Here is a 26,558-nt window from a genome sequence, read left to right as displayed (position 1 = left end):
AAAGACGACGAAGCCGTTTTACTTAGGAGGAAAAGAAATGAGATCCGATGGCAGACAATTTCGTGACCTGAGACCTTTCACGGTTACGTTACATCCGAATAAATATGCAGAGGGCTCTGTCCTGATCGAAGCTGGGAATACCAAAGTGCTTTGTACAGCTTCTGTGGAAGAAAGAATTCCCCCTTTTCTCAAAGGGCAAGGCAAAGGATGGGTAACAGCGGAATATTCCATGCTGCCCCGAGCTACGCATACCCGTAATCAAAGAGAAGCCGTTAAAGGCAAGCTGACCGGAAGAACAATGGAAATCCAGCGTTTAATTGGCCGCGCACTCCGATCGGTTGTTAACCTGCATGCGCTAGGTGAAAGAACGATTACGCTCGATTGTGACGTGCTTCAAGCAGATGGAGGGACACGGACAACCTCGATAACGGGAGCATATATTGCTTTAGCGCTTGCCATTCATAAGCTTGCCGGCACGGTGAATTTCGATAAATATCCGCTCACGGATTATTTGGCATCCATTAGCGTGGGTGTTATCCAAGAGCAACCAGCCGTTGATTTGAACTATGAAGAAGACTCGAAGGCCAAGGTCGATATGAATGTCGTTATGACTGGCGCAGGTACGTTCGTGGAGGTTCAGGGTACGGGGGAGGAAGCTCCATTTACTCGTAAGGAGCTCGATAGCATGCTTACTCTTGCTGAGGAAGGAATTCTGAAGCTTGTTCAGCTGCAGAAGGATACTCTGGGTATCGCTGGCGAACGGATTGGCGGGGGTAAAGCATGATCGTGGAGGGCAGCACAATACTGCTGGCCACGCGAAACAAAGGAAAGACGAAGGAGTTTCGCGAAGCCCTTCAGCATCTTGGGATCAACGTAAAGGACCTTCATGAAGTTGAGGGAATCCCCGTGATTGAAGAAACTGGAAAAACGTTCGCGGATAATGCTTTTATAAAAGCGAAGATCGCAGCGGATGCCACGGGATTGCCAGTATTAGCTGACGATTCAGGCTTGTGCGTAGATGCTCTTGATGGTGCGCCCGGTGTCTATTCGGCTCGTTATGCGGGAGAGGCTGCAACGGATAAAGCCAATAACGCAAAGCTGCTGCGGGAGCTAAGAGCCTTGGGAGCAGAGGCTCAAGAGAGCAGTCGTTCATCGCCTGAGCTGCACAGCTCTGCTCGGTTTGTGTGCTCGCTGGCTCTCTATGAGCCGCAAGATGGCAATAAGGTGCAAGTCGAAGGCACTGTTGAAGGTTTTATCCTTCGCCATGCCCGTGGTGCGGATGGCTTCGGGTATGATCCCCTTTTCTGGCTTCCCTCATATAATCGGAGTATGGCTGAGCTTACGGTAGAGGAGAAAAACATAATCAGTCATCGAGGACAGGCTTTGCGGCGTTTAATTGAGATGATGGAAGGCTAGAAGGCAATTGAATGTTTGAAAGAAGCTGCCCATTGACGGGCAGCTTTTTTGGTCGACCCATTAAAGTATAATCTTGACCTTGTAATGTCTTAACCAGTAGTCCATTTGCAGTAAATAAGCGAATAACTGTGGACCCGACATTAGCTGACCGAACCAGGGAAAATGAGAGTTTACATCGGAAGAAGCTATCAGCTCCCGTATTCTGGATACGTTGATAAGCGGAAGAAGCGGGGAGCTCGGATCTTCCAGTCTCTCCTGCAGGCGAGTGCGGACAGCGGTCAAATAATTCGGGTTATGGGTCTTAGGGTAAGGACTTTTCTTACGATACAGTACGTCATGCGGAAGAACGCCCTCCAATGATTTTCTCAGAATACCCTTCTCGCGATCCCCCGCTGTTTTAATTTCCCATGGGATGTTCCATACATATTCGACTAAGCGATGATCGCAATAGGGAACGCGGACCTCAAGCCCTACCGCCATGCTCATCCGATCCTTGCGGTCAAGTAAAGTAGGCATAAATCGGGTAATATTCAAATAAGACATCTTTCGCATCCGTTCATGGCTTAAGTCTTCTCCAGGCAGCTTAGGAACCTCGGCAACCGCCTGAGCATACCGATCGGCTAAGTATTCTTTTGGACGCAGCTGTTCTTTAAGTTCTGAGGATAAAAGTCCGGCACGCATGTCCGTAGCCAATGACCAAGGGAAGGTTTCCGCTTGCAGAGCATCCTCCCGGTGAAACCAAGGGTACCCTCCGAAAATTTCGTCCGCTGCTTCACCCGATATGGCTACAGTAGCTTCCTTCTTAATCTCCCGGCAAAATAAATAAAGGGAAGCGTCGATATCTGCCATCCCCGGCATATCCTTGGCCAGCACAGCCGCTTCGAGTGCATTCACAAGCTCCGGAGTATCGAATTGTATCGGATGATGAACGGTGGATAAGTGCTGGGTCATCCGTGTGATCCATGGTGCATCGGAATTCGGCTGGAATTCGTGAGCTTGAAAATGTTTATCGTTGTCTACATAATCAACGGAGTAGGTATGCACCTCTCCTTGCTGCGTTTGCTTATAATATTCGACGGCAATTGCGGTTAGTGCGCTTGAATCAAGACCACCGGAGAGAAGAGTACATACGGGAACGTCTGATACAAGCTGTCGCTCAACCGTATCGGCAAGCAGAGCGCCGACTCTATCAGCAGTTTCGGATTCATTCTCTTCATGCTCCTTGCTCTCAAGCTGCCAATAAGTCGTTATCCTCATTCCATTACGGTCATAGATCATGCAGTGTCCTGGCTTAAGCTCAAAGAAGTTCCGCCATACCCCATGTCCAGGTGTGCGCGCAGGACCGATGACGAATAATTCCGCAAGTCCCTCCGCATCAATTTCTGCAGGCACGTCTGGATGTGCCAATATCGCTTTGGGCTCTGATCCGAATAAGAGCCTTCCCTCCTCTCGACGATAAAAAAGAGGTTTAACGCCTAATCGATCTCGTGCCATGAACAATTTCTCCTCATCGGTTTGCCAGATCGCAAAGGCGAAGATGCCGTTAAACTTCTCAACACATTCCGGTCCCCACTCTACATAGGACAACAGCAAAGCTTCCGTATCACAGGTTGTACGGAAGCGATATCCCAGTCCCTCTAATTCTTTGCGAAGCTCAGGAGCATTATAGAGCTCACCGTTATAAATAAGCACGCAGTCATGCTGCTCTGCCGTTTTAACGGGGCATACCATGGGCTGAGCGCCATTCGCAGGGTCCATGACAGACAAGCGTCGATGTCCAAAGGCGCAATGACGAGAGAGCCAGGTTCCGGACGCATCAGGCCCTCGCAGCTCAAGAGTTTCGGTCATTTTCTCAATAGTATCCGCCTTTGTTGTCAAATCTTGATTCCAATCAACCCATCCGGTGATTCCACACATATGTCCTCAACCCTCCTCTATGCTTAACAACCGATCATAAGATGGATATGCGAAAAAAGGCATAAAATGTATGTCCTCATGGAGAAAATACAGAGGACATACAGTTCAATAACAGGGGGAAGGAGACCTATTAACAAATGAATGATACCTCATCTCTCGAGTCGAATAGAAAAACGTATTACGTAGCCGTCGGAGCTGGCCAAATTTTAGAAGATCGGGAGGCGGCCGCCTTCGAATTCGCCATTCGCGCGAATGAAGATGAGCTCACTAAGCTGCAGGAATTGTTCGAGGAATTGCAAGACGCGGATGAAGATAACGCGTTTCGCTTCAGCGGTTGGCCATCGGTCAGCGATAATCCGGAAGATCCGACTTATAATGCGCTGTTCAAAGATATTTACAAGCAGCTTTACAAGCTCGGAAATGAAGAAACGAAGCGGCATATTGAATCCATGAATATTTTGCATTGAGCCCCGCTGGGAGGGAGGTTGCTTATGATGAAGGTTAAAGAGGCTCGCTTTCGCCGGGTATTATACCGGGGAGGGCAGTCTTATGCGGAAGTGGAAGTGTTAACCGACCATGGGCGGAATCCGCAGATGCTCGCCTATTTCCGAGTTGGTCAGAATGGTTCGTATCAGCTTGTAAGGCTGATAGGCAATGATGCGGATCAAGAGATTGATTGGTTTGATAATAATCTGCATTCCGCTTTCGAAGAATTGACTGCGTCGATGTTCTCATCTCCTGACCATTTGGCGGCTAATGACAGAGACGATTTTGCAGAGCAAATATTGGCTGTCGATGGAATTAGCGAAGAGCTTGAAAGAAATTTAACCTTTAAGCACTAATTAACTGGGAGGTGAAGAATGACATGGCAGAAAAATTCAAGAAAAACACAGGCAACCAAATTGCCAAAAAAGGGGAGAATTCGTGGAAGAAAAGCTAAAGATCAACACTTTTCACCCTGGGGAAAATAGTCCGGCTAAACCCCATAATCGCTAATTATACTCAAGTCTTTATGAGAACGGGCTGTATCTGAAGGTAATCGCCTCAGATACGGCCCATTTTTATTTTTGGAAAGGTGAGTCGCGTGATTATCTCCCCGATGGAAACGATTATTTCGATTTCCGCTTCATCCAAGGCAGGTATAACCCAAATTGCTTCGTTTCGCATTTGATCTTTCCTTCCTTACTGAAAACTAATGCCGCGTTAACCTCACCGCCAAGCAGTACGATAATGGAGCTCCAATACAGCCAAACCAAGAGCACGATAATCCCGCCAAGACTGCCGTATGTTTTTGTATAGTTACCGAACTGATTGACGTAGAAGGAGAATAGCAAGGAAGTCACAATCCAACCGATCGTTGTAAAGATAGAGCCCGGAATTACCGCTCTCCACGTTAGCCTTCGGTTTGGTGTCACCCGGTAAAGAAGCATAAAGACAGAGAAGAGGGCGATTACTGGAATCACAAGCTTTAATACACCCCATATAAGCTTGAAGCCTGCGGGATAGTTCATCCACTGAAAGAAGTATTCTCCGATCCTTCTGCCGAAGACAAGCATCACCATACTTATGAGGATAACGATAGCGAGAACAAACGTCGCGAGCACTGACATTCCGCGGACCTTCCAGAAGGGTCTGTCTTCTTCCTCGTCGTAGGCCTTATTCAACCCTTTAATTATAGCGTTCACGCCATTAGAGGAGGCCCAGATCGTTGCCAGCATACCTAAGGAAAGCAAAGCGCCATTACGATTCTCAGTAACTTCAATTATGATCTCTCTAACCGTTGTTCCCGTATCGGAAGGCATTACGCGAATAAACTCGGCAATTAACGCATCTGCTGAAAGATGGGCGAAACCGATTATACTCACTAGGAAAATCAAAAAGGGGAAAAAAGCAAGAATTAAATAATAAGTCAATTGGGCACCCAGAGAAGGAACATCGTCTTCTCGGAAGCGGGAAACTAAACAGAGTACGAATTCGATCACTTTTTCTTTTATTTTCATTTGAGTGCCTCCTTTTGCCCATGTTGGATTCAATATCACCTATTAAACGAAAAGGGGGTAGCAGTTAAACATGTTTTTGGTGCAAAACAAACCTGCAAAAAAAAATCAATATGAGATAATGGGTTTATCTGAAGAGTGAAGAAGAATATAGAAGGAGTAGTTGAAACGATGACGGTACGCCAATCAAATGGGGTATTGCAGGGCCTGGAGGTATTTCCAAGCTTTTCGTAAAGGATCTGGGGTTCGCAGAAGGAGCGCAGTTAGATGCAGTTGCCTTCGGCTTCGATATCGGTTGGCAGCCTGAGAGTCGTCTGCTGGATCCCGATCTTGGCGGCGGGGCATTACTGGATGCCGGTATTTATCCTGTATCATTTGCTTCCATGGTCTTCGGTACTCAGCCGGTAACCATCAAAAGCAGCGCAAGAATTGGAGCGACTGGAGTCGATGAGCAGTTCTCTCTGCCGATGGAATACGAAGGGGGCAAGACAGACAGCTATTCTAAATGGAGCCGTTCAGGCACAAAGGGCTATATCCATATCCCTATGTTCTTGTTTGGTCGATCTGCGAGCTTGCATGTGAAGGGTGAAGAAACAATGGAATTTGCGTTATCCGTTTGAATAAAGCGAATATGGACCGATCTAGAGTTCAAAAAAAGCCCATTACTGGGCATGAATGACGCCACAATAACGAGCTTTATTATAATTGAATATGGAATGGCGTCCCAGGAGGGATTCGAACCCCCGACCGACGCCTTAGAAGGGCGTTGCTCTATCCAGCTGAGCTACTGAGACACGCGAGAACTATCATAGCACAATACTTCATCGTTATGCAAGGTCTAATTAATTCCTTGTCCTGAACTCTTGAAGCATCTTTAATACAGTTTCGCGGCAGCACCCGCCATTTAAAGTCCATTAGCTTAGGAGAGTGATGCGCCTATTTTTTCGCCTAACCTGCATTTAGTGCAGTTGTTTTACTTGAATCGGGGGTTCAGGGATAAATAAGCTGTATTTAGTACAGTTGTTTTAGGTGATTTATCGCAATTCCAAGGTTTTTGCTTGATTTCTCCTGCACATAATACAGGTTGTAAATTGGAGCGGTGGTATAATCTCTAAAGACCTGTAGTTTTTACAGTTCGATATCTATTCACCCTGTTAAAAAAAGCCGTGCTAGGCAGGGCTTTAGTAAGTTAATTATGGAGCGGGTGAAGGGAATACTCGACATCTCGGATTAAAAGGTTCCCGTTCGGGAACGAGTGGAAGATGAAGTCGACGCGCGTCCTACTGGGATTATTCAAGGAAGCTTTTACGGACGGTCGAACCGCTGAGGGTCCGTTTCCCTTCCGGGGAAGTAAATTCATTATGGAGCGGGTGAAGGGAATCGAACCCTCGCCTCAAGCTTGGGAAGCTGGCGTTCTGCCACTGAACTACACCCGCATGTCAACTGAAACATGACGTATCATAGCATATCTGGAAGACCAATTTCAATAGATGGAAAGCTTGATGCAGTTAATCATCATTTCATAACCTTCTTCACTTTTTCATTTTGCCTGGCGTTCATGATATAATGCGAAAGAATCGAGCCAAGCGAATACATACCGCCATCCTAATGACGGCGAAGCCGTTTTACATGGAAGGGGAGTATCTCATGACGGATCACGCCAAGGATAACTTGGTATTATTTCCAAAGACATTGGATTATTATCAAATTCAATTGACCAAGATGTTAGAGACGGAACGTTACGGTGATTCTAAAGCACTACTCCATTTCCTCCTGCAATGTCATGGAAACGCTGAGCGCTATCATACAGAATGGCAGGCGCTGCTGGGCTGGTTAGAAGCGGCGTTCCCCGAGGTTGAGAGCGGTTCGATATCGGAAGCTTTGGGTATAGAGGATGGAGAAGAGTCGCAGGAAGAAGAAGACTGGATCAGGCAGCGGGTGACTGACCGCTCATTAACGGATCCCGAGTATATTCCTCAGTTATTAGCAACTCTCTATAACGGAGACGACCCAGAGCAGCAGCTTTTGGTTCTGGGTCAATTGATGCATTTGACCCATCCGGACATTGAGATTTCCTTGCGCCAATGGCTGGCGAGAGAAGAATATATCCCGCCTGTACAATTCCGAGCCCTTCAGGTTTTACGTAAGCAAGGCGTAACTGGACAGGTTGCCTTCTGGAGAAACGGAGAAAGCCTTAGTATTGAGGCAGAGGATACACCGATTTCTTTCACCGATTTTCCGCAAGGCATTCATCAAGTGCTCGAGAGGGTTCATCAAGCGACTGAGGTGTCCGACCCAACGCTTTCTTACTTTGCAGATGAGATGTGGAAGGAATTCGTCGAAGTCGCTTATGGAACCCAGATATACAGAAGCATGATTGAAGATGAGGATAGCGTAAGCGATCTTTGGGGGGCGGCTTTACATCAAGTGCTGATGGAGAAATTGCATGGCAAACAAGGGGACGAGTGGATCAGGGAGCAATATGGAATTACGGGTGAATTGCGGTTTCGATATGAGCAAGCGCTTCGTTCACTGCGTCAATATTCCATTGAGCCGCGCTCGACTCCTCATTGATTGGAATTACCGCCTTGAATGAGGCGTGATGTTGTTCTATAATAGAGTGGTTTGGTTTAGGTGAATGACCGCATCGAAGCGGTAAGATGTTACGGAGGGGAAAGCATAATATGATAGCAAACTGGGAAAAGATAGAGAAGAACGTTGGGGTTCTAAACGTTGAAATTGATGCGGAGCAAGTATCTCTAGCATTGGACAAGGCATTTCGCAAAGTCGTTCAGAAAGTAAATGTACCAGGATTTCGCAAAGGTAAAGTGCCGCGCGGTATATTCGAAGCTCGTTTCGGAATTGAGAGCCTCTACCAAGATGCGATTGATATTCTGCTTCCTGAAGCTTACACGAAAGCGATTGAGGAAACAGGCGTTGAACCAATCGATCGTCCGGATGTAGACGTAGAACAATTTGGTAAGGGCCAATCCTTCAAATTCAAAGCTAAAGTAACGGTTAAACCTGAAGTTAAGCTTGGCGCTTACAAAGGCTTGGAAGTTCCTGCCCAAGAAGCAACTGTCTCGGACGAAGAGATTGCTGCTGAACTCGAACGTCTGCAACAGCGACATGCTGAGCTGGTTGTGATGGAAGAAGGTCCAGCACAAGCTGGAGATCATACGGTCATTGACTTCGAAGGCTTCTTGGACGGCGAACCGTTCGAGGGCGGCAAAGGCGAGCGGTATGCGCTTGAGCTAGGCTCCGGTTCTTTCATCCCTGGCTTCGAGGAGCAGGTTGTGGGTCTTAACATCGCTGAAGAGAAAGAAATTAACGTCACTTTCCCGGAAAACTATCAAGCCGAGAATCTTGCGGGCAAACCGGTTGTTTTCAAAGTGACACTGCACGAAATTAAACGCAAAAACCTTCCTGCTCTCGACGATGAATTCGCTAAGGACGTCAGCGAGTTCGATACATTGGATGAGTACAAAGCCGATTTGTCGAGCAAGCTAGCAGAACGCAAAGCCAAGGATGCGGAAGTCGCCCGTGAAACAGCTATCGTTGACAAGGCGACAGAAGCTGCCGAGCTGGAAATTCCACAAGTAATGGTCGATAACGAAATCACGGACATGATGAAGGACTTCGAGAACCGCTTGCGTCAGCAAGGCATGAACTTGGAATTGTACTTCCAGTTCAGCGGTCAAGATGAAGCTGCGCTCAAAGAGCAAATGAAGGGCGATGCTGAGAAGCGCGTTCGCAACAATCTTGTTCTTGAAGAAATTGCAAAAGCGGAGAAGCTGGAAGTATCCGATGCCGATATCGATGAAGAGCTAGAGAATCTTTCCAAGCTATATAATCGACCATCACAAGAGCTTCGTGATATTTTTGCTGCGAACGGCTACCTAGAAAACCTAGGGTCAGACCTGAAAGTACGCAAAGCAGTGAAGTTCCTAGTAGAAAACAGCAAATCAGCTTAAGCAATATTACGATAAGGCACGTGTAACTCGCGTGCCTTATTTTTCACCCCGAATACATATTCGTATTACCGGAAGTTAGCTTGTTCGATTGGTTACAACTCGTCAACATGACATTCCGTTTTGAACGTGTTAAAATATTACCGAGATTTGAAGTCCAAAAGGGAAAAGGGGTTGGATGCATGTTGATACCAATGGTCGTCGAACAAACGAATCGTGGAGAACGGTCGTACGACATCTATTCTAGGCTTTTGAAGGACCGGATCATTTTTCTCGGAAGCGCGATTGATGACGACGTCGCCAATCTCGTCATAGCCCAACTGCTTTTCTTGGCAGCAGAGGATCCAGAGAAGGATATCCACCTTTATATTAACTCTCCTGGCGGCTCAGTCACTGCCGGTATGGGAATCTATGATACGATGCAATTCATTAAGCCTGACGTCTCTACGATTTGTGTGGGGATGGCCGCGAGCATGGGTTCTTTACTGCTTACTGCCGGAGCTGCAGGTAAACGTTTTGCATTGCCTAATAGCGAGATTATGATTCATCAACCGCTAGGCGGGGTAAGAGGTCAGGCATCCGATATTAAGATTCATGCGGAATGGATCATCAAGACGAAAGAAAAGCTGAACAAGATTTACGTTGAACGTACCGGACAGACTTATGAGAAGATTGACCGGGATACGGATCGTGATAATTTCATGAGTGCGGAAGATGCAATGCAATACGGATTAGTCGATAGGGTAATTACATCACCGATTCCCGCACCGACTGTATCCTAAAGGAGGGTTACTATGTTTAAATTTAGCGACGAAAAAGGCCAGTTAAAATGTTCATTCTGCGGTAAGTCACAGGATCAGGTTCGCAAACTTGTTGCTGGTCCTGGCGTCTATATATGCGATGAATGCATTGAACTTTGCACGGAAATCGTAGAAGAGGAGCTCGGCCACGAAGAAGAGCTCGATATGAAGGATATTCCGAAGCCAAAGGATATTCGCAATATTCTGGATCAATATGTAATCGGACAAGATCAAGCGAAGAAATCATTGTCTGTAGCGGTATACAACCACTACAAGCGGATCAACTCGCAAGCGAAGCTAGAGGATGTTGAACTTCAGAAGAGTAATATCATGTTAGTCGGACCTACCGGATCTGGTAAAACCTTGCTCGCTCAGACGATGGCGAAGATCATTAACGTTCCATTCGCGATCGCTGATGCAACTTCATTGACTGAAGCTGGTTATGTCGGCGAAGACGTCGAGAATATATTGCTTAAACTCATTCAAGCAGCAGATTACGATGTAGAGAAGGCCGAACGCGGAATTATTTACATCGACGAAATCGATAAAGTAGCACGCAAATCCGAGAACCCTTCCATTACGAGGGATGTCTCCGGTGAAGGCGTGCAGCAAGCGCTGCTCAAGATTCTCGAAGGCACTGTCGCTTCCGTTCCTCCTCAGGGTGGACGTAAGCATCCTCATCAAGAGTTTATCCAGATTGATACTACGAACATCCTGTTCATTTGCGGCGGTGCTTTCGACGGACTAGAGCAGTTAATCAAACGCCGGATCGGCAAGAAGGTCATTGGGTTCAGCTCCGCACTCGAGGGCCAGAAGGAAATGAAGCCTGGAGAATACTTGTCATTGGCTCAGCCGGAAGATCTGCTCAAGTTCGGGCTTATCCCTGAGTTTGTAGGCCGTCTTCCAGTCATTTCCACACTTGAGCCGCTTGATGAGGAAGCTCTTGTACGCATCCTGTCGGAACCGAAGAACGCACTTGTGAAGCAGTATCAGAAGCTGCTTGAAATGGACAATGTGAAGCTCGAGTTCGAGAGCGGCGCGCTTGATGAAATCGCTCGTGAAGCGATCAAACGGAATACGGGAGCACGGGGATTACGGGCAATCATTGAGGGTATCATGCTCGACGTGATGTATGAAGTACCTTCCCGTGATGACGTCGTTACTTGCTTGGTAACCGAGAAGGTTATCAAGGAGAAGATTATCCCAGAGCTTACGACTAAGAAGGGCAAGAAAAAAGAAGAGAGCGCGTAACGGGAGCAGGACGAAAGCCGCATTAAGGCCTTTCGGCCATGCGGAGTTCGCCTAGATTTGCCGGTTCCACCCTGCCTATCATGCGGGGTGGACTTTGGCGTATACAGGGGAGAAACCTTATGTTCAAACGTACAGATACCGTACCCGTGCGAGTTGGTAATTTGACCATTGGCGGGAGTAACGAAGTTATCCTGCAGAGCATGTGCACAACGAAGACGGCTGATGTAGCTGCAACTGTTGCTGAGATCAAACGGTTAGAGGAAGCGGGCTGTCAGATCGTTCGCGTCACTGTTAACAATAAAGAAGCTGCAGAAGCGATCAAATCGATTAAAAGAGAGATCAATATTCCTTTGGTTGCGGATATTCATTTCGACCATCGATTGGCGCTTCTAGCTATCGAGAACGGTATAGATAAGGTCCGGATCAATCCAGGTAATATTGGACGGCGGGAAAAAGTCGAAGCTGTCGTCAAGGCTTGCAAGGAGCGGGGAATTCCGATTCGGATCGGCGTTAATGCGGGTTCTCTGGAAAATCACTTGCTGGAGAAATACGGATATCCGACACCTGAAGCAATGGTGGAGAGTGCTTTATTCCACATCGGCATTCTCGAAGAACTCGATTTTCACGACATTATTGTCTCTCTTAAAGCTTCTGACGTTCCTATGGCAATCGACGCGTATACTAAAGCTGCTCAAGTCATTCGCTATCCGCTCCACTTGGGCATTACAGAGGCGGGCACTCTGTTCTCAGGTACAATTAAGAGTGCTGCAGGGCTTGGCGTATTACTGAATGCGGGCATCGGGAATACCATGCGTATATCCTTAAGCGCAGACCCCGTTGAAGAAATCAAGGTTGCTCGTGAGATGCTGAAGGTTTTTGGACTGATTACGGATGCGCCGACACTTGTTTCTTGTCCGACATGCGGCCGCCTAGATATCGATCTGTTCGCAGTTGCTAATGAGGTTGAGGAGTATTTATCCAAGCTGAAGGTGCCTATTAAAGTATCTGTACTCGGTTGTGCGGTTAATGGTCCCGGTGAAGCTCGTGAGGCGGATATCGGGATTGCTGGAGCACGCGGCGAGGGTATGCTCTTCCGTTATGGTGAAATGATACGTAAAGTACCAGAAGCCGATTTAGTGAGTGAACTGAAGAAGGAAATTGACCAAATCGTAAGCTCCTACAATGAAACGGGAGTCATTCCAGGTCGGAAGCATTGAAGAAATATTGAAGAAATACTGGGAAATGCGGGTTGATGCATAATGGTACTGGGCAGGGAAGTAGCTAAGCTTTCTCTTACTAAGCAGAGTATACAAGAGCTATGCGATGCAGCTTCCTATATGCGGGGTGAAGCTTATTTCCGCTCCGGTCAAGTTATTTCCGTCAAGCAAGAAGCGGATGGATTAGGTTACCGGGCTCTCGTAAAAGGAAATGAACAAAGCCGTTACAACGTAGAAATCGAGATCGCTGAAAATGGGGAGGTTGGCGCTTCCTGTGAGTGCACGGCCTATTCCCCTTTATCTTACTGCAAGCATATTGCCGCTGTTCTTATGACGTTAATGGACGAAAAGCCAGAGGAAATCTCGCGGCCGGACGAAGAAATCTCCGAGAAGGATTCACATCTTACCCGACAGGTTATTTTTCTGTTCGACCGTACATTAACTAGGCAATCCGAGCTATCGCAGGAAGATATTGATTTCACAGACTCACAGCCACTAGAGGTCGAATTCTTTTGTAAAGTCGTTAAAAGCTTTACTAATAAGCCGATGTTTGCGATTTCGATGAAGGTCGGAGTATCCCGGCTTTACATCGTGCAGCGAATAAAAGATTTTCTGAAGCATGCCGATGCCGGCACACCGATGATGTTTGCCAAACACTTCACCTTCGATCCTTCCGAGCATTTTTTTAGGGCGCATGACAATCAGGTTATTCAGCTGCTAATCGAAGCGATGAATGCCGAGGAAATATACAAGGATCTATTCCACTCCTTTTCCTCATACTCGCTTAGAGAAGAACGGATTTTGGTAATCCCCCCTGCGATCTGGGAAAGGCTGCTGCCTTTGCTTGCGCATGTGAACATCAGCTTCGAAGAAAAAAGCGGTAATCATCGAATGGAAATGATGGAGGGGCCTCTTCCGATTTCCGTTCAACTAAACAAAGCTCTAGGAGAAGGTTATCAGCTCGAAATTGAGGGACTCAAAAATTCCACGTTCCTTGATAATTATGGTATCGCGATTGTTAATGGCCTTTTTTTCAAGTCTGATCCTGACCAGCTTAAGCGGATATCGGATCTGAAGAAGATGTTTCATTATGAGAAAAATACTCGGTTACTTATCGCCCCGGAGCAAATTGAAGCTTTCATTGATCGGGTTGTACGCGGCTTGAAACAGTTCGTGAATGTAGAGATCTCTCCGCAAATCGCAGACAGAATCGTGAATCCCCCCTTAGAAGCTAAGCTGCACCTCGATTTCGAGGATGATAGGCTGCTCGCAAGACTGGAGTACGTTTATGATGATATGATCATAACTCCCTTGCCGCAGAAAGCGATGAAAAATGCAAGAGAAGACGTTATCCTGATGCGTGATCTTGACCGGGAAAACCGAATAATGAGCTTAATTGAAAGATCTTCCTTTAAATTCAACGGGAAAGAAGTATATCTGGACCAGGAAGACGACATTTATGATTTCTTGTACGGCATATTGCCTCAACTAGACAGTGATGTCGAGATCTATGCCACCAACTCTGTTAAAGAGGTCATGAGAGTAGTCCAGTACCAGCCTAGAGCGCGCTTGGACGTGGATGTAGGAACGAATTGGCTTGAAGTGTCCTTTGACATGGAGGGTATGGACGAACAGGAAATTCAGAATCTTCTTCGCAACCTAGTGGAGAAGAAGAAATATTACCGGATGCCGGGTGGAGCTTTCCTGTCTTTGGAGCAGGAGAGCTTTAAGGAAATCCATCGGTTGTTTGAAGAGCTGGACCTGAAGAGACCTGAATTGAATGGTAATCGAATACGGATGCCGGCTCTTCGCGGGTTTCAATTGATGGATCAGTTCGGCAAGACACCCGGAGTTCAACTAGGCAAGGCTTTAAGAAGGCTATGGGATAATCTTCGAAATCCGGATAATTTGGATTTCGAAATTCCGCCTTTTCTCGACCCTGTGCTTAGAGATTATCAGAAATATGGGTTCCAGTGGCTGAAGACGTTATCCGAGTATCGTCTAGGCGGTATTCTCGCGGATGATATGGGACTTGGGAAAACGATACAAAGTATCGCTTATATCGTTTCGGAGACGGCTAAACAAATAGAAGAGGGTGTTACGCCTTCTCCTGTGCTCATTGTTTCTCCTGCCTCGCTCATTTACAACTGGGAGCGTGAATGCAAGAAGTTCGCTCCGCAGCTGAGAACGGTTGTAGCGGCTGGAGATAGACAGGAGCGCAGCGAGCTGATGTCGGACATGAGAGATGTCGATGTATGGATTACCTCGTACCCTTTGCTGCGCAGAGACATTGAGTGGTACGAGAAGCAGAGCTTCCGGACCTTGTTCCTGGACGAAGCGCAAGCGATTAAAAATCATGCCTCACTAACTTCGCATGCCGTTCGTAGATTGCAAGCGGGGCAACGGTTCGCTCTGACGGGAACCCCGATCGAGAACTCTCTCGAGGAACTGTGGTCTATATTCGAAGCGATATTCCCTGGCTTGTTCAGCGGTAGAAAGGCATTCTCCGATCTCACTAGGGAGAAGGTTGCAAGAATGGTTAAACCATTCATATTACGCCGGCTGAAGAGCGAAGTGCTGAAGGAATTGCCGGACAAGATTGAGAGTGTCCAGCCCTCCGAGCTCTCTACAGAGCAGAAGCAGCTTTACTTGGCATACCTGGAGAAATTGCAGAACGACATCGTTAAAGATCTAGCTGCGGATGGTTTCCAGAAAAACCGGATGAAAATTTTAGCAGGCTTGACTCGCTTAAGACAGCTATGCTGTCACCCTGCTTTATTCGTAAGCGGGTACGAGGGAACCTCCGGCAAGCTGGAGCAGCTCTTGGAAATTATCGAGGAGTGCCAAGGCAGCAGCAAGCGGATGTTAATCTTCTCCCAGTTTACTTCGATGCTGGACATTATTAAGCGGGAACTGGATGAAAGGGAATTACCATATTTTTATTTGGACGGCTCGACGCCATCCGCCAAACGGCTTGAAATGTGTGATGAGTTTAACGGCGGCGCGAGGGATATCTTCCTGATCTCCTTAAAGGCGGGCGGCACTGGATTGAATTTAACCGGGGCCGATACTGTAGTACTATTCGATCTATGGTGGAATCCCGCCGTGGAGCAGCAGGCAGCAGACAGAGCCCACCGGATTGGACAGAAGAAAGTCGTTCAAGTTATTAAATTGGTCGCTCAAGGAACGATTGAAGAGAAAATGCTCGAGCTTCAGCAACGAAAGAAAGATTTAATAGACGAAGTGATCCAATCAGGCGATGCGGCATTGTCAACCTTGACTGAAGACGATATTCGCGAGCTGTTGGAAATCTGAGTGACTATATATTCCGGCATTCGGGCAATACTACCAAGTATAGCCCGGATGCCGGTTTTTTGTTTTTTGCGTAGGAAAGGCTGTGCTTGCCGAAGGCGTGAACGGGGAGGATGAATCAGATGACTATAAGCACCATTCTTATGCTGGTCCAAGTGTTTTTCGCCGTTGTTATCGGCATTTATTTTTGGAATTTGCTGCGCAACCAGAAGACGAACCGCAGCGCAGTAGATCGGGAATCGCGCAAGGAAATGGACAAGCTGCGGAAGCTTCGTTCAATTTCATTAACCAAGCCGCTCTCGGAGAAAACAAGACCTGCGACGATAATGGATATTGTAGGTCAGAAGGAAGGCTTACGTGCGCTTAAAGCAGCGCTATGCAGCAGTAATCCTCAGCATGTGCTTGTATACGGACCGCCGGGTGTAGGAAAAACAGCTGCAGCGCGGGTCATCTTGGAGGAAGCGAAGAAGAATAAGCTTTCGCCGTTCCGCCAGGAGGCCAAGTTTACGGAGATTGATGCGACTACAGCACGATTTGACGAGCGAGGAATTGCCGATCCTCTAATCGGTTCGGTTCACGATCCGATTTATCAGGGTGCGGGAGCAATGGGAGTTGCAGGAATTCCGCAGCCCAAGCCCGGTGCAGTTACGAAAGCCCACGGGGGCATTTTGTTTATCGATGAGATTGGCGAACTGCATCCCATTCAACTTAATAAGCTGCTAAAAGTGTTGGAGGATCGAAAGGTATTCCTTGAGAGTGCCTATTATCATGCCGAGGATACCAATATTCCGATGTACATTCATGATATTTTTCAGAATGGACTTCCCGCGGACTTCAGGCTCGTAGGCGCAACAACCCGTTCACCAGGCGATCTTCCGCCTGCACTTCGCAGCCGATGCATGGAGGTGTATTTTCGCCCCCTTCTTCCTAATGAAATTGGTCAAATCGCAGAAAATGCCATTAACAAGATAGGCTTTCACCCACTACCGGCTACGCTAGAGGTTTTGAAACGATATGCTACGAATGGCCGGGAAGCCGTCAATATCATTCAATTGGCTGCAGGGCTGGCCCTTTCGGAGAACCGTGAGGATTTAAGCGCTGCCGATGTGGAGTGGGTTGTGAATAGCAGCCAGCTTCCTCCTCGTCCAGACCGCAAAGTGCCATCTATGCCGCAAGTCGGCCTTGTTAATGGCTTAGCAGTTTATGGTCCCAGCATGGGGGCGCTCCTAGAAATTGAAGTTACCGCAATTCCTGCTGCAACCGGGAAAGGGCTGTTCAATATCACGGGTATCGTAGAGGAAGAGGAGCTGGGCGGAGGCGGCAGGTCAGTACGAAGGAAAAGCATGGCGAAGGGCTCGCTTGATAACGTACTGACGGTACTTAGGCGCAATGGCTTTCAACCGGAGAACTTCGATTTGCATATCAATTTCCCGGGTGGTACGCCAGTCGATGGTCCATCTGCCGGCGTAGCAATGGCCGTAGCTATCGCCTCAGCGATGACCAAGCAGCCCGTTGACAATAAACTTGCAATGACCGGAGAAGTAAGTATTCATGGGGGAGTTAAACCGGTTGGGGGAGTCATTGCCAAAGTTGAGGCCGCATTCCAATCAGGCGCGGACACTGTACTGATTCCCAAAGAAAATTGGCAAGCGATCTTTGAAGGGCTTGAAGGAGTCAGGGTTATTCCGGTTGATCGAATGGAAGATGTATTCCGCCATGTATTCGGTGAGCATATGATCTGGACGGAGCGGGAGCACCAGCTGGCAGAGCTCCCGACTTTGTCGGACACCTTCGCTGCTGCTTCCGCTGGATCAGTCATGCAAGCTGAAACCATTCGTAAGGAATCTTCGGCAAGAGATGGTACGATGCACCAAATCGAAGGATAAAAACAATAGATTAGGGAGATAGCCGCCCATTCAGGCGGCCTCTTTTTTGCGGCGAGCGAATACATTTGATACAATGACTGGAGTGTTTGAATATCGTTCCAGAATTGCGAGGTGCGTCAATCATGGGTTCGAGCAAACAGAAAAGCCGTTCAATTCCCTTGCTGCCCCTTAGAGGGCTGCTCGTTTATCCAAGTATGGTGCTTCATCTGGATGTAGGTCGCGAGAAGTCCATCAAGGCGTTGGAGCAAGCGATGATCGACGATCATATGATACTTCTCTGCTCCCAATCGGAAATCAACATTGAAGAGCCTACTCAAGAGGATATTTATCAAGTAGGTACGATTGCCAAGGTTCGTCAAATGTTGAAGCTGCCCAACGGTACGATTCGTGTACTGGTGGAGGGCGTGAGCAGGGCTGAGATCGAGCAGTATTTGCCGAATGAGAATTACTACGAGGTACTGGCCAAAGAGCTTCACGAAGGACAGACAAACGACTCCGAGTTGGATGCGCTTATGCGTGCCGTGCTCAGTCAATTCGAGCATTACATCAACCTTTCCAAGAAGGTGACGCCGGAGACGCTGGCTGCGGTATCGGACATTGATCATCCTGGCCGTCTGGCGGACGTCATTACGAGTCACCTGTCACTGAAAATCAAAGATAAGCAAGAAATTTTAGAAACCGTCGAAGTTCGCCCGCGTCTGGAGAAGCTCCTCGACTTTCTTAACAATGAGCGGGAAGTGCTCGAGCTGGAGCGTAAGATCAGCCAGCGAGTGAAGAAGCAAATGGAGAAGACGCAGAAGGAATATTACCTTCGAGAGCAGATGAAAGCCATTCAGAAGGAGCTCGGGGATAAAGAAGGCCGTGCGGGAGAAGTGGAAGAGCTGAGAGCCCAGCTGGCGGAAGCCGAGCTTCCCGAGAAAATCACAGCCAAAGTCGAAAAGGAAATCGACCGTTTAGAGAAAATGCCTGCTACATCGGCCGAAGGGGCCGTTATTCGTACTTATGTGGAATGGCTGCTCGCTTTGCCATGGAGCAAGCAAACGGAAGATGATCTGGACATCATTAAAGCCGAGAAAATTTTGGATGATGAGCACTACGGCTTAGAGAAACCTAAAGAACGTGTATTGGAATACTTGGCCGTTCAGAAGCTTGTCAAGAAGCTTAAGGGGCCGATTCTCTGTTTAGTAGGACCTCCAGGGGTCGGGAAAACCTCCTTGGCTAGATCCATAGCCAAATCGTTGGGCCGTGAATTTGTCCGTATCTCATTAGGCGGGGTGCGAGACGAAGCGGAAATCCGCGGTCACCGCCGCACCTACGTAGGGGCAATGCCTGGGCGTATTCTTCAAGGCATGCGCAACGCTGGTTCTGCAAACCCGGTGTTCCTCTTGGATGAAATTGATAAAATGGCTATGGATTTCAGGGGCGATCCTTCCTCGGCATTGCTTGAGGTGCTTGACCCGGAGCAGAACGCTACCTTTAGCGATCATTATGTCGAAATGCCGTTCGATCTTTCTAATGTGATGTTCGTCACGACTGCTAATGTGTTGCACAACATACCGCGTCCTCTGCTGGACCGGATGGAGCTTCTTCAAATACCAGGCTATACCGAGCTTGAGAAGCTGCAGATCGCCGAAAGACACTTATTGCCAAAGCAGAAGCGCGACCACGGCTTAGAAGAGAATCAGCTGGTTCTCGATAGCGATGCGCTTCTAGCCATGATCCGTCATTACACACGGGAGTCGGGCGTACGTAACATGGAGCAGCAATTAGCTTCGATCTGCCGGAAAGCGGCTAAGGCGATTGTTGCGGATAGTGAAGCTTCTCCGTTTGTTGTAGATACAGCGAAGCTGAAGGATTTGCTTGGACCTTTCAGGTTCCGGCATGGAATGGCGGAGCTTGAGGATCAGATCGGCGCGGTTACGGGATTGGCATGGACAGAGGTTGGCGGGGATACTCTTGTCATTGAAGTCACACTCATGCCAGGCAGCGGAAAACTGACATTAACCGGTCAACTGGGGGATGTCATGAAAGAGTCGGCTCAGGCCGCCTACAGCTATACTCGAAGCCGCGTGAAAGAGTTGGGGATCGATCCTCTTTTCCATGAGAAGCTTGATATTCATGTGCATATTCCCGAAGGTGCAATCCCCAAGGATGGACCATCGGCAGGCATTACAATGGCAACTGCTTTAATATCCGCGTTAACGAACCGGAAGGTATCTCGCGAGGTTGCGATGACCGGAGAAATTACGTTAAGAGGCCGCGTTCTCCCGATCGGAGGACTTAAGGAGAAGTCACTTGCCGCACATCGGGCGGGCATTACCAAGGTGTTGATACCTCAAGACAACGAAAGAGATTTACGAGACATACCCGAAAGCGTACGCGCGGATATGACCTTTGTACCCGTAGCGCATATGGATGAAGTACTGCAGCATGCATTGTCCGAACCTCTTGCGCAACCCAAGGCATCTTCAGGATCGGAAGAGAATGAACTGCAGGCCGAGAACCCGGCGATCCGACCTTCCGCATCCGATGAATCGGAAGAAACTCCGCCGCTTGGCACACATTGATGGGAGACGTCTTGTATTATGAAAATCAAGCAAAGTGAATTTGTAATAAGCGCGGTTGGACCGAGCCAGTACCCGGAGGATGGTTTACCGGAGGTGGCCCTGTGCGGCCGTTCCAATGTGGGGAAATCCTCGCTGATCAACAAGATGCTTCTTCGCCGCAATTTGGCTCGTACAAGCGGTCAGCCTGGGAAAACCCAGACTCTAAACTACTACAAGATCAATGAGGATTTATATTTTGTGGATTTTCCCGGTTATGGGTATGCCCGGGTTGCTAAAACACAGAGGCTGTCATGGGGCAAAATGATCGAACTATACTTGCAGGAGCGCGAGCCGTTAAAGCTCGTGCTTCAGCTCGTTGATTTGCGTCACGCACCATCTGCTGAAGACGTGAAGATGTACGCTTGGTTATCTCACTACGACATTCCAATGTGTGTCGTTGCAACTAAAGCAGATAAAGTTTCTCGTTCGCAGTGGATCAAACACTCCAAGGTGATTCGTCAAACCTTGGGTATGCCTGGTCATGTTCCGCTTAATTTGTTTTCCTCCGAGACTGGACAAGGAAGAGATGAATTATGGAGCTTAATTGAGCAAGTGGCAGAAATACCGCTTAATACTCCCACAGAACCTGCTAACATCATGCAGGAAACAGAGGATAACGGTTAAAAGTTATGCAGGATCGAGGCAGGAATCGTTTTTTGCGTGTTTTTTCCGGAAAAATCACGTTCGGGCGAGAGGAAACGTTGTTTGAAGTATCGTATAATAAGTTTAGATATTAAGAATTACAATTTGCAAGACAAATGGAATTGAGGAGATTTTATGGCTCATAGGGTAGCCACGGAGTATGTCAATGCCAGTCTGACACTGACGGAAGCCGAAATGCCGCGTTTGATCACCCTTTGCGAGATCCAGCAGCTTAAGCTGCAAGTTTTTGTTCTGGATAACGGCAATCAGGAGGTCGTATTGGAAGAAGACGCTGGCGGAGAATCTATTCGCCTGACCTTTGAGCGCATAAACGAAGAATACCGTTGCACACTCACTTGTCGCGTCGTTCAACCTAAACTAACGAATACTTTACGTAAGCTGGTATCTTTCTTCAAGGGCGATGCAATTGTAAATCGGATTTATCCTTCTTATACGATGGTGTACCACTACATTCGGGGGGCTGTCGTCCTCATAGTAGAGAATAACGGAACTCAAACAAGAACGGTATTTGAACACAAGGATACACTGGGCAGAATGGAAAGCCAATTCAATCTTTGTTCGGTTGAAGAAGAGATTAACCGTTTACGCGGTTCTGTGAACGAGTTGCTTGATATTCGCAACCAGCTTAAGGATCCGGAGCAAATCGCTGAGATAGATTTAAGTTTGAAATACCACAGTCGCTTATTGTTCACGCTCGAGGCTTAATAAGTGAAATGAGATACCGAAGAGCCGTCTAACGGCTCTTTTCTTTATGCTCTTTATTTCGGAATGGGTTGGTTGGACGCAGGGTAAGCGCAGAATTGGATCAATAAAAAAAAGTATTGCATTTCATGCTGATAGATGTTATTTTTAGATTCGTTGACAACACAATAGGAACCAGGATTCACTCAAGGAATGCGGTGAGAGCAAATTCCCTCCAAGTGAATGACGTAGGTCCTAGCGGATGAAATCAGTTACACATTTTATTCCTAGGAAGGGGGAACCGAAAGATGGAATACTCAACTTTCGGACGGCACGTTGCGGTTGATACATGGGGAGGAAACATTGAATTATTGAATAGTGCAGAACTTCTCCAATCGCACATGGTTGAAGCAGCCGAGGCATGCGGCGCAACAGTTCTCTCGGTTCAAGCGAAACAATTCGAACCACAAGGCGCAACGGTATTGGTATTGCTGTCGGAGAGTCACATCTCCATTCACACGTATCCTGAGAAAGGTTTTGCCGCAATTGATTGTTATACTTGTGGTGATACCGTGGATCCGCAAGCGGCAATTGACTATCTGGTCAATGTCCTTAAACCGGAAAAAACTTATGCGAAGAAATTGATCCGTGGCATCGGTGAAATGCAAGTCGAAGAGCCGGTGATGAAGCAGGTCGAACTCGTTAAATAACGATGGAATTGAAAGCTATGAGGCAGACGCCTCATAGCTTTTTTCAACTTTGTAGGAATATTCAAGTCCCAAGACGCCGACAATAGATTAGAATAGAGTGAATGTTTTCATAAAGTTTTCATATTTGCGAATAACGAGGCTTTCATAATATGCTATAATAATCGTTAGCAATCAGGTTAGTCCTATACTCCCAAACAGAAAGGCAGGTGAATGCTCGTGCATCTTATTGTCGTTGGACTGAACTATCGTACGGCCCCCGTTGAAGTGCGGGAACGCTTTGCGTTGTCGGAACAGGAGATGCCGCTTGCCTTAGAAGCCTTGAAGCAAACAACGGGTATTCTCGAGGGAGTTATTGTGGCAACCTGCAACCGAACGGAATTATATGCGGTCGTGGACCGCGCGCAATTGTGCGGACACTACATTCGCGCTTTCATGGAGCAATGGTTCAAGATTTCACGTAAGGAGTTCAACTCTCATCTCTATATGTATGAAGATGATCAGGCCATTGAGCACCTGTTCCGCGTTACCAGCGGATTGGATTCTATGATTATCGGCGAAACCCAAATATTAGGACAGGTGCGGGATGCTTTCTTCCTAGCGCAAGAGCAGAAAGCGACAGGAACCTTGTTTAATCGCTTGTTCAAGCAAGCTATTACCATGGCTAAACGCGCGCATACGGAAACGTCGATCGGAGAGAGTGCGGTTTCTGTCAGTTATGCGGCCGTAGAGCTGGGCAAAAGGATATTCGGACGTTTTGACGACAAGAAGGTTATGATCGTCGGTGCAGGCAAGATGAGTGAGCTAACCGCACAGCATCTTCATAGCAATGGCGCAAAAGAAGTATTCGTGGTTAACCGCACGTTGGAAAAGGCACAGGAGTTAGCCGAGAAGTTTAAGGGCTCTGCAATGGCTATGGACGAAGCGATCGACCGTTTGAAGGATACCGATATCGTAATCAGCAGCACAGGCGCTGATAAATTCATTTTAACGCGTAAGCACATTGAAGCTGCAATGGCTGGCCGTAAGAAAAAGCCATTGTTCCTTATTGATATTGCCGTGCCGCGTGATATTGAACCCTCTTGCGGAGATATTCCAAACGTCTTTTTGTATGATATTGACGATTTGGAAGGGATTGTAGAAACGAATATGGCTAAGCGTCGCAAGGAAGCCGCCATTATCGAGGACATGATTGCCGAAGAACAGGAGATCTATCAGCTATGGTATTCGACCTTAGGTGTCAGCCCTGTGATCCGTGCGCTCCAAGAAAAAGCAGCAGCCATTCAAGAAACGACGTTAGACAATCTTCTCAGAAAGCTGCCGGAGCTGGATGAACGGCAGGTCAAGGTTATACGCAAGCTAACCAAAAGCATAGTTAATCAAGTTATTCATGATCCGATATTGCGCATTAAAGAGCTGGCTGCCGAGAAGCGAAGCGACGAAGCGTTGAAGCTATTCGTTCAGCTGTTCGCTTTGGAGAACGAAGTGGCACATCTAAAGGCGGAAGAAAAAGCCGAGAAGATCTCTCGTAAGGAACATGCGGCTTCGACCAAAGAAACGGATACTGCCTCAAACTCTGTATTAGATGCTCAGAATTTGCTGTCCCAGCTGGTAAGCGCACTGAGATAAGCAAGGAATGCGGGAGGCGTTGCCCCCATGATAACGCAAGATTGGTTAACTGACGCAGTACTTTATATTTATGCCCTGAGCCTCTTATTTTTCGTGTCCGATGCCGCTTCCGGCAACCGGAGCGCGAGAAAGGTAGGAACAGGGCTGCTTGTTTTTGTTTGGGTTGTACAAACCATTTTTCTGCTGTTCCTCTTGCTGGAGCGCTTCTCATCTGCGGCCTTAACCTTGAGAGATTATTTGTTCTTCGTGTCATGGTTGCTTGTCTCGGCGTCCTTCATACTGAATCGCCTGCTCCGGGCTGAGCTGCTGGTGCTTCTCGTTAACGTCGTTGGATTCGCGGTGCTGGCACTGAATTTAATTGGACTAAAAAAGCAGAATCTTGAGCTCGAGCCTTGGGAGGTTGCAAGACGGCTGTTGATTGTCCATGTCAGTCTAATTACATTAGCCTTCGCGGTGCTTACAATTACAGCGCTTCTTGGGGTGATGTATCTCATTTTGCATAGAGGGCTGAAGGCTAAGAAATGGACACATGTAATGAGCAGAATGCCTAGTTTGGAATGGTTGGATCGATTTGCTTATCGTGCAGGACTAATAGGGATTCCGCTCTTGCTGTTGTCTTTGTCTACGGGTACAGTCGCTTTGCTGATTAAGGATAGCCCAGCTCAGCTATTAGATGAGAGAGTCGTATTATCTTTTGCCGCAGGGATTTTATACGTGTTTTATATTATTCGAAGAATCGTTTCCCGAGATGATGGGGCAAAGCTGGCTATGTGGAATTTACTGGGTTATGCTTTATTGGTTGTGGGCTTCTTTGCGAGTTCAGTGTCCTCGTTTCATCGCTGGATATAGCAGCTGCAAGACAGGTTAACAACCCGACCTATTCTCGAGAGGAGCCAATCCGATGACTGAGTGGTATCCTGTTATGCTGAAGGTAGAAGGGCGAAAATGCGTTGTCTTCGGCGGGGGTGCCGTGGCTGAGCGGAAAATCGATGGGCTCCTGCAAGCCAAAGCGGATGTTTATATTGTCAGCCCTCAGGCTACCCCAACGTTGCAATCATGGGCAGAGGCAGGACGCTTGCAATTCACCCAGCGTGAAGCGGTGCAAGAGGATCTTGAGGGTGCCGTGCTCGTATTCGCGGCAACGGATCGTCTGGAGATAAATAATTGGATAGCGGAATTAGCTCGAAAAAGCGGGATTCCCGTTAACATAGCAGATGCTGGTGAACAAGGAGACTTCCTCACTCCCGCAGTTGTTAGACGGGGGGGATTAGTATTAACGGCAAGCGCATCCGGTGCAGGCCCTGCTATGGCAGCCAGAATTATTCGAGAGCTCTCGGAACAATATGGTCCGGAGTACCAAGAGCATATAGAAACCATAAGAACAATCCGCGCAGTTGTAAAAGATGAGGTATTGGATTTGGCTGAACGACGCGATCTTCTTCAAGCTGCAGTTACAGCTGAGGCGTTAGAGGAATGGCGATCCGCGGCATGGCTTCAAGACAAAGAAAAGCTTCTAGCCCGATTACGCCAACGTGTAAATGACCGGAAGGGAAAGTGACAAAATGCGCAACATCATTGTCGGATCAAGACAAAGTACGTTAGCACTGACACAAACGAATCAAACGATACAGCTGCTCCAAGAACTGTGTGCCGGTGCAGGTTTTTCCTGCACGTTCGAAGTAAAGCCCATTATCACTCGTGGAGATCGTATCTTGGATGTCACGTTGTCTAAGGTAGGGGGTAAAGGACTTTTCGTTAAAGAGATTGAACAAGCGCTCATGGATCAAGAAATCGACTTGGCTATACATAGCATGAAGGATATGCCTTTTGAGCTTCCGGAAGGTCTAATGATTGGGGCGGTACCCAAAAGAGAGGATCCCCGGGATTGTCTGATAAGCAAGGATAACCTTAGCCTAGATGATCTGCCCAAAGGAGCCAAAGTAGGAACAAGCAGCTTAAGGCGGGGCGCCCAGCTGCAAGCTTACCGCCCGGATCTTCGCATCGAGTCCATACGAGGCAATATAGATACCCGACTGCGTAAGCTTAAGGAAGAAGGCTTTGACGCCATTTTGCTTGCGGCAGCGGGGTTGCACAGGATGGGGTGGAAGGATCGGATTACAGCATACCTTCCTCCAGAGATTTGTTTGCCCGCCGTCGGTCAGGGTGCCCTTGCGATTGAATGCCGAAAGGATGATGAAGGCGTGCTTGAGCTATTGAGCCTGCTAAACGATCCTGTTACCGAGCGGACAGTGGCAGCTGAGAGACGTTTGCTTGGCTTGTTAAATGGTGGCTGCCAAGTCCCAATTGGAGCCTATGCGCAAGTTCAATCCGATGCTGCAGACGCTCTTATCATGATGACAGGAATGGTAGCATCACCGGATGGAGAACGAATGTTAAAAGAAACAGTTACCGGCTCTGATCCTCGTGAGGTAGGCTTAGAAGCGGCGCAAGCGCTGCTTCGCCGCGGAGCGGATACCATATTGTCGGAAGTGAGGGAATAACCGG

At 47.8% G+C, this 26,558-nt stretch carries 21 protein-coding genes, 2 tRNA genes and 1 pseudogene; 20 read left to right on the top strand and 4 right to left on the bottom strand.

The window, feature by feature from the left end; genetic code table 11:
- Positions 1-37 precede the first annotated feature (37 nt).
- Positions 38-784 (top strand): ribonuclease PH, encoded by a 747-nt coding sequence (gene rph / locus ACESLK_RS19755; protein WP_373231417.1) that lies wholly within the window; start codon positions 38-40, stop codon positions 782-784.
- Positions 781-1,416, top strand: coding sequence for an XTP/dITP diphosphatase (locus tag ACESLK_RS19750; RefSeq protein WP_373231416.1), 636 nt, complete (start codon positions 781-783; stop codon positions 1,414-1,416). The genes rph and ACESLK_RS19750 overlap by 4 nt, the downstream gene beginning before the upstream one ends.
- Before the next feature lie 60 nt (positions 1,417-1,476).
- On the opposite strand, the gene asnB is transcribed toward ACESLK_RS19750, so the two are convergent.
- Positions 1,477-3,333: an asparagine synthase (glutamine-hydrolyzing) gene (gene asnB / locus ACESLK_RS19745; RefSeq protein ID WP_373231415.1), complete on the bottom strand. Its 1,857-nt coding sequence runs from the start codon at positions 3,331-3,333 to the stop codon at positions 1,477-1,479.
- Positions 3,334-3,470: 137 nt separating this feature from the next.
- Here asnB and ACESLK_RS19740 point away from each other — a divergent pair, with 137 nt between their 5' ends.
- Positions 3,471-3,800, top strand: a complete 330-nt coding sequence (locus tag ACESLK_RS19740) for a hypothetical protein (protein WP_373231414.1) — start codon at positions 3,471-3,473, stop codon at positions 3,798-3,800.
- Between the two features lie 24 nt (positions 3,801-3,824).
- Positions 3,825-4,175, top strand: a complete 351-nt coding sequence (locus ACESLK_RS19735) for a hypothetical protein (RefSeq protein ID WP_373231413.1) — start codon at positions 3,825-3,827, stop codon at positions 4,173-4,175.
- A gap of 267 nt (positions 4,176-4,442) precedes the next feature.
- Here ACESLK_RS19735 and ACESLK_RS19730 read toward each other — a convergent pair whose 3' ends face one another.
- The gene (locus ACESLK_RS19730; RefSeq protein ID WP_373231412.1) at positions 4,443-5,333 is read right to left on the bottom strand and encodes a YihY/virulence factor BrkB family protein; all 891 of its coding nucleotides are present in this window, start codon (positions 5,331-5,333) and stop codon (positions 4,443-4,445) included.
- A gap of 275 nt (positions 5,334-5,608) precedes the next feature.
- On the opposite strand from ACESLK_RS19730, the pseudogene ACESLK_RS19725 reads away from it, so the two are divergent.
- Positions 5,609-5,935 (top strand): annotated as a pseudogene (locus ACESLK_RS19725) (Gfo/Idh/MocA family protein); the annotation flags it as partial.
- 112 nt (positions 5,936-6,047) lie between these two features.
- Here the strand turns inward: ACESLK_RS19725 and ACESLK_RS19720 are convergent.
- Positions 6,048-6,124 (bottom strand) — tRNA-Arg (locus tag ACESLK_RS19720).
- 568 nt (positions 6,125-6,692) lie between these two features.
- A tRNA-Gly gene (locus ACESLK_RS19715) sits at positions 6,693-6,766 on the bottom strand.
- A gap of 130 nt (positions 6,767-6,896) precedes the next feature.
- Here ACESLK_RS19715 and ACESLK_RS19710 point away from each other — a divergent pair.
- From ACESLK_RS19710 to hemC, 15 genes are all read left to right on the top strand, one after another.
- The gene (locus ACESLK_RS19710) at positions 6,897-7,904 is read left to right on the top strand and encodes a hypothetical protein (protein ID WP_373231411.1); all 1,008 of its coding nucleotides are present in this window, start codon (positions 6,897-6,899) and stop codon (positions 7,902-7,904) included.
- A 110-nt stretch (positions 7,905-8,014) separates the two neighbouring features.
- Positions 8,015-9,304, top strand: coding sequence for a trigger factor (tig, locus tag ACESLK_RS19705; RefSeq protein ID WP_373231410.1), 1,290 nt, complete (start codon positions 8,015-8,017; stop codon positions 9,302-9,304).
- A gap of 179 nt (positions 9,305-9,483) precedes the next feature.
- Complete coding sequence (clpP, locus tag ACESLK_RS19700) at positions 9,484-10,083, top strand: ATP-dependent Clp endopeptidase proteolytic subunit ClpP (protein ID WP_373231409.1); 600 nt, start codon at positions 9,484-9,486, stop codon at positions 10,081-10,083.
- Between the two features lie 12 nt (positions 10,084-10,095).
- Entirely contained in the window at positions 10,096-11,352 is a 1,257-nt protein-coding gene (clpX, locus tag ACESLK_RS19695) for an ATP-dependent protease ATP-binding subunit ClpX (protein WP_373231408.1), read from the top strand.
- Positions 11,353-11,471: 119 nt separating this feature from the next.
- Entirely contained in the window at positions 11,472-12,569 is a 1,098-nt protein-coding gene (gene ispG / locus ACESLK_RS19690) for a flavodoxin-dependent (E)-4-hydroxy-3-methylbut-2-enyl-diphosphate synthase (RefSeq protein ID WP_373231407.1), read from the top strand.
- Positions 12,570-12,611: 42 nt separating this feature from the next.
- Positions 12,612-15,884, top strand: coding sequence for a DEAD/DEAH box helicase (locus ACESLK_RS19685; RefSeq protein WP_373231406.1), 3,273 nt, complete (start codon positions 12,612-12,614; stop codon positions 15,882-15,884).
- A gap of 119 nt (positions 15,885-16,003) precedes the next feature.
- Positions 16,004-17,767 carry an ATP-dependent protease LonB gene (lonB, locus tag ACESLK_RS19680; protein WP_373231405.1) on the top strand — a complete coding sequence of 588 codons (1,764 nt, stop codon included), beginning with the start codon at positions 16,004-16,006 and terminating at the stop codon, positions 17,765-17,767.
- Positions 17,768-17,889: 122 nt separating this feature from the next.
- Positions 17,890-20,334 (top strand): endopeptidase La, encoded by a 2,445-nt coding sequence (gene lon / locus ACESLK_RS19675; RefSeq protein WP_373231404.1) that lies wholly within the window; start codon positions 17,890-17,892, stop codon positions 20,332-20,334.
- Positions 20,335-20,352: 18 nt separating this feature from the next.
- Complete coding sequence (yihA, locus tag ACESLK_RS19670) at positions 20,353-20,997, top strand: ribosome biogenesis GTP-binding protein YihA/YsxC (RefSeq protein ID WP_373231403.1); 645 nt, start codon at positions 20,353-20,355, stop codon at positions 20,995-20,997.
- Positions 20,998-21,150: 153 nt separating this feature from the next.
- Positions 21,151-21,741 carry a non-ribosomal peptide synthetase module gene (locus ACESLK_RS19665; RefSeq protein ID WP_373231402.1) on the top strand — a complete coding sequence of 197 codons (591 nt, stop codon included), beginning with the start codon at positions 21,151-21,153 and terminating at the stop codon, positions 21,739-21,741.
- Positions 21,742-22,025: 284 nt separating this feature from the next.
- Complete coding sequence (gene speD / locus ACESLK_RS19660; RefSeq protein ID WP_373231401.1) at positions 22,026-22,427, top strand: adenosylmethionine decarboxylase; 402 nt, start codon at positions 22,026-22,028, stop codon at positions 22,425-22,427.
- A gap of 216 nt (positions 22,428-22,643) precedes the next feature.
- Positions 22,644-24,053 carry a glutamyl-tRNA reductase gene (gene hemA, locus ACESLK_RS19655; protein ID WP_373231437.1) on the top strand — a complete coding sequence of 470 codons (1,410 nt, stop codon included), beginning with the start codon at positions 22,644-22,646 and terminating at the stop codon, positions 24,051-24,053.
- A 27-nt stretch (positions 24,054-24,080) separates the two neighbouring features.
- On the top strand, positions 24,081-24,902 hold the full coding sequence (gene ccsA / locus ACESLK_RS19650) for a cytochrome c biogenesis protein CcsA (RefSeq protein WP_373231400.1): 822 nt from the start codon (positions 24,081-24,083) through the stop codon (positions 24,900-24,902).
- Between the two features lie 52 nt (positions 24,903-24,954).
- Complete coding sequence (locus ACESLK_RS19645; protein ID WP_373231399.1) at positions 24,955-25,611, top strand: precorrin-2 dehydrogenase/sirohydrochlorin ferrochelatase family protein; 657 nt, start codon at positions 24,955-24,957, stop codon at positions 25,609-25,611.
- A 4-nt stretch (positions 25,612-25,615) separates the two neighbouring features.
- On the top strand, positions 25,616-26,554 hold the full coding sequence (gene hemC, locus ACESLK_RS19640) for a hydroxymethylbilane synthase (RefSeq protein ID WP_373231398.1): 939 nt from the start codon (positions 25,616-25,618) through the stop codon (positions 26,552-26,554).
- Positions 26,555-26,558 lie beyond the last annotated feature (4 nt).

The organism is Cohnella sp. (genome assembly GCF_041640265.1).
Lineage (GTDB): Bacteria > Bacillota > Bacilli > Paenibacillales > Paenibacillaceae > Cohnella.
Note: the sequence above shows the minus strand (reverse complement) of the source record. Positions and strands in the feature narration are given on the sequence as shown.

Bases quoted from the DNA above. Each gene is read 5' to 3' on its own strand.
- clpP (WP_373231409.1), top strand. From the start codon at position 9,484: ATGTTGATACCAATGGTCGTCGAACAAACGAATCGTGGAGAACGGTCG.
- ACESLK_RS19685 (WP_373231406.1), top strand. From the start codon at position 12,612: ATGGTACTGGGCAGGGAAGTAGCTAAGCTTTCTCTTACTAAGCAGAGT.
- speD (WP_373231401.1), top strand. From the start codon at position 22,026: ATGGAATACTCAACTTTCGGACGGCACGTTGCGGTTGATACATGGGGA.
- rph (WP_373231417.1), top strand. From the start codon at position 38: ATGAGATCCGATGGCAGACAATTTCGTGACCTGAGACCTTTCACGGTT.
- ACESLK_RS19730 (WP_373231412.1), bottom strand. From the start codon at position 5,333: ATGAAAATAAAAGAAAAAGTGATCGAATTCGTACTCTGTTTAGTTTCC.
- hemC (WP_373231398.1), top strand. From the start codon at position 25,616: ATGCGCAACATCATTGTCGGATCAAGACAAAGTACGTTAGCACTGACA.
- ACESLK_RS19735 (WP_373231413.1), top strand. From the start codon at position 3,825: ATGATGAAGGTTAAAGAGGCTCGCTTTCGCCGGGTATTATACCGGGGA.
- ACESLK_RS19665 (WP_373231402.1), top strand. From the start codon at position 21,151: ATGGCTCATAGGGTAGCCACGGAGTATGTCAATGCCAGTCTGACACTG.
- ACESLK_RS19645 (WP_373231399.1), top strand. From the start codon at position 24,955: ATGACTGAGTGGTATCCTGTTATGCTGAAGGTAGAAGGGCGAAAATGC.
- lon (WP_373231404.1), top strand. From the start codon at position 17,890: ATGGGTTCGAGCAAACAGAAAAGCCGTTCAATTCCCTTGCTGCCCCTT.
- ccsA (WP_373231400.1), top strand. From the start codon at position 24,081: ATGATAACGCAAGATTGGTTAACTGACGCAGTACTTTATATTTATGCC.
- lonB (WP_373231405.1), top strand. From the start codon at position 16,004: ATGACTATAAGCACCATTCTTATGCTGGTCCAAGTGTTTTTCGCCGTT.
- asnB (WP_373231415.1), bottom strand. From the start codon at position 3,333: ATGTGTGGAATCACCGGATGGGTTGATTGGAATCAAGATTTGACAACA.
- ispG (WP_373231407.1), top strand. From the start codon at position 11,472: ATGTTCAAACGTACAGATACCGTACCCGTGCGAGTTGGTAATTTGACC.
- ACESLK_RS19740 (WP_373231414.1), top strand. From the start codon at position 3,471: ATGAATGATACCTCATCTCTCGAGTCGAATAGAAAAACGTATTACGTA.
- yihA (WP_373231403.1), top strand. From the start codon at position 20,353: ATGAAAATCAAGCAAAGTGAATTTGTAATAAGCGCGGTTGGACCGAGC.
- ACESLK_RS19750 (WP_373231416.1), top strand. From the start codon at position 781: ATGATCGTGGAGGGCAGCACAATACTGCTGGCCACGCGAAACAAAGGA.
- clpX (WP_373231408.1), top strand. From the start codon at position 10,096: ATGTTTAAATTTAGCGACGAAAAAGGCCAGTTAAAATGTTCATTCTGC.
- tig (WP_373231410.1), top strand. From the start codon at position 8,015: ATGATAGCAAACTGGGAAAAGATAGAGAAGAACGTTGGGGTTCTAAAC.
- ACESLK_RS19710 (WP_373231411.1), top strand. From the start codon at position 6,897: ATGCGAAAGAATCGAGCCAAGCGAATACATACCGCCATCCTAATGACG.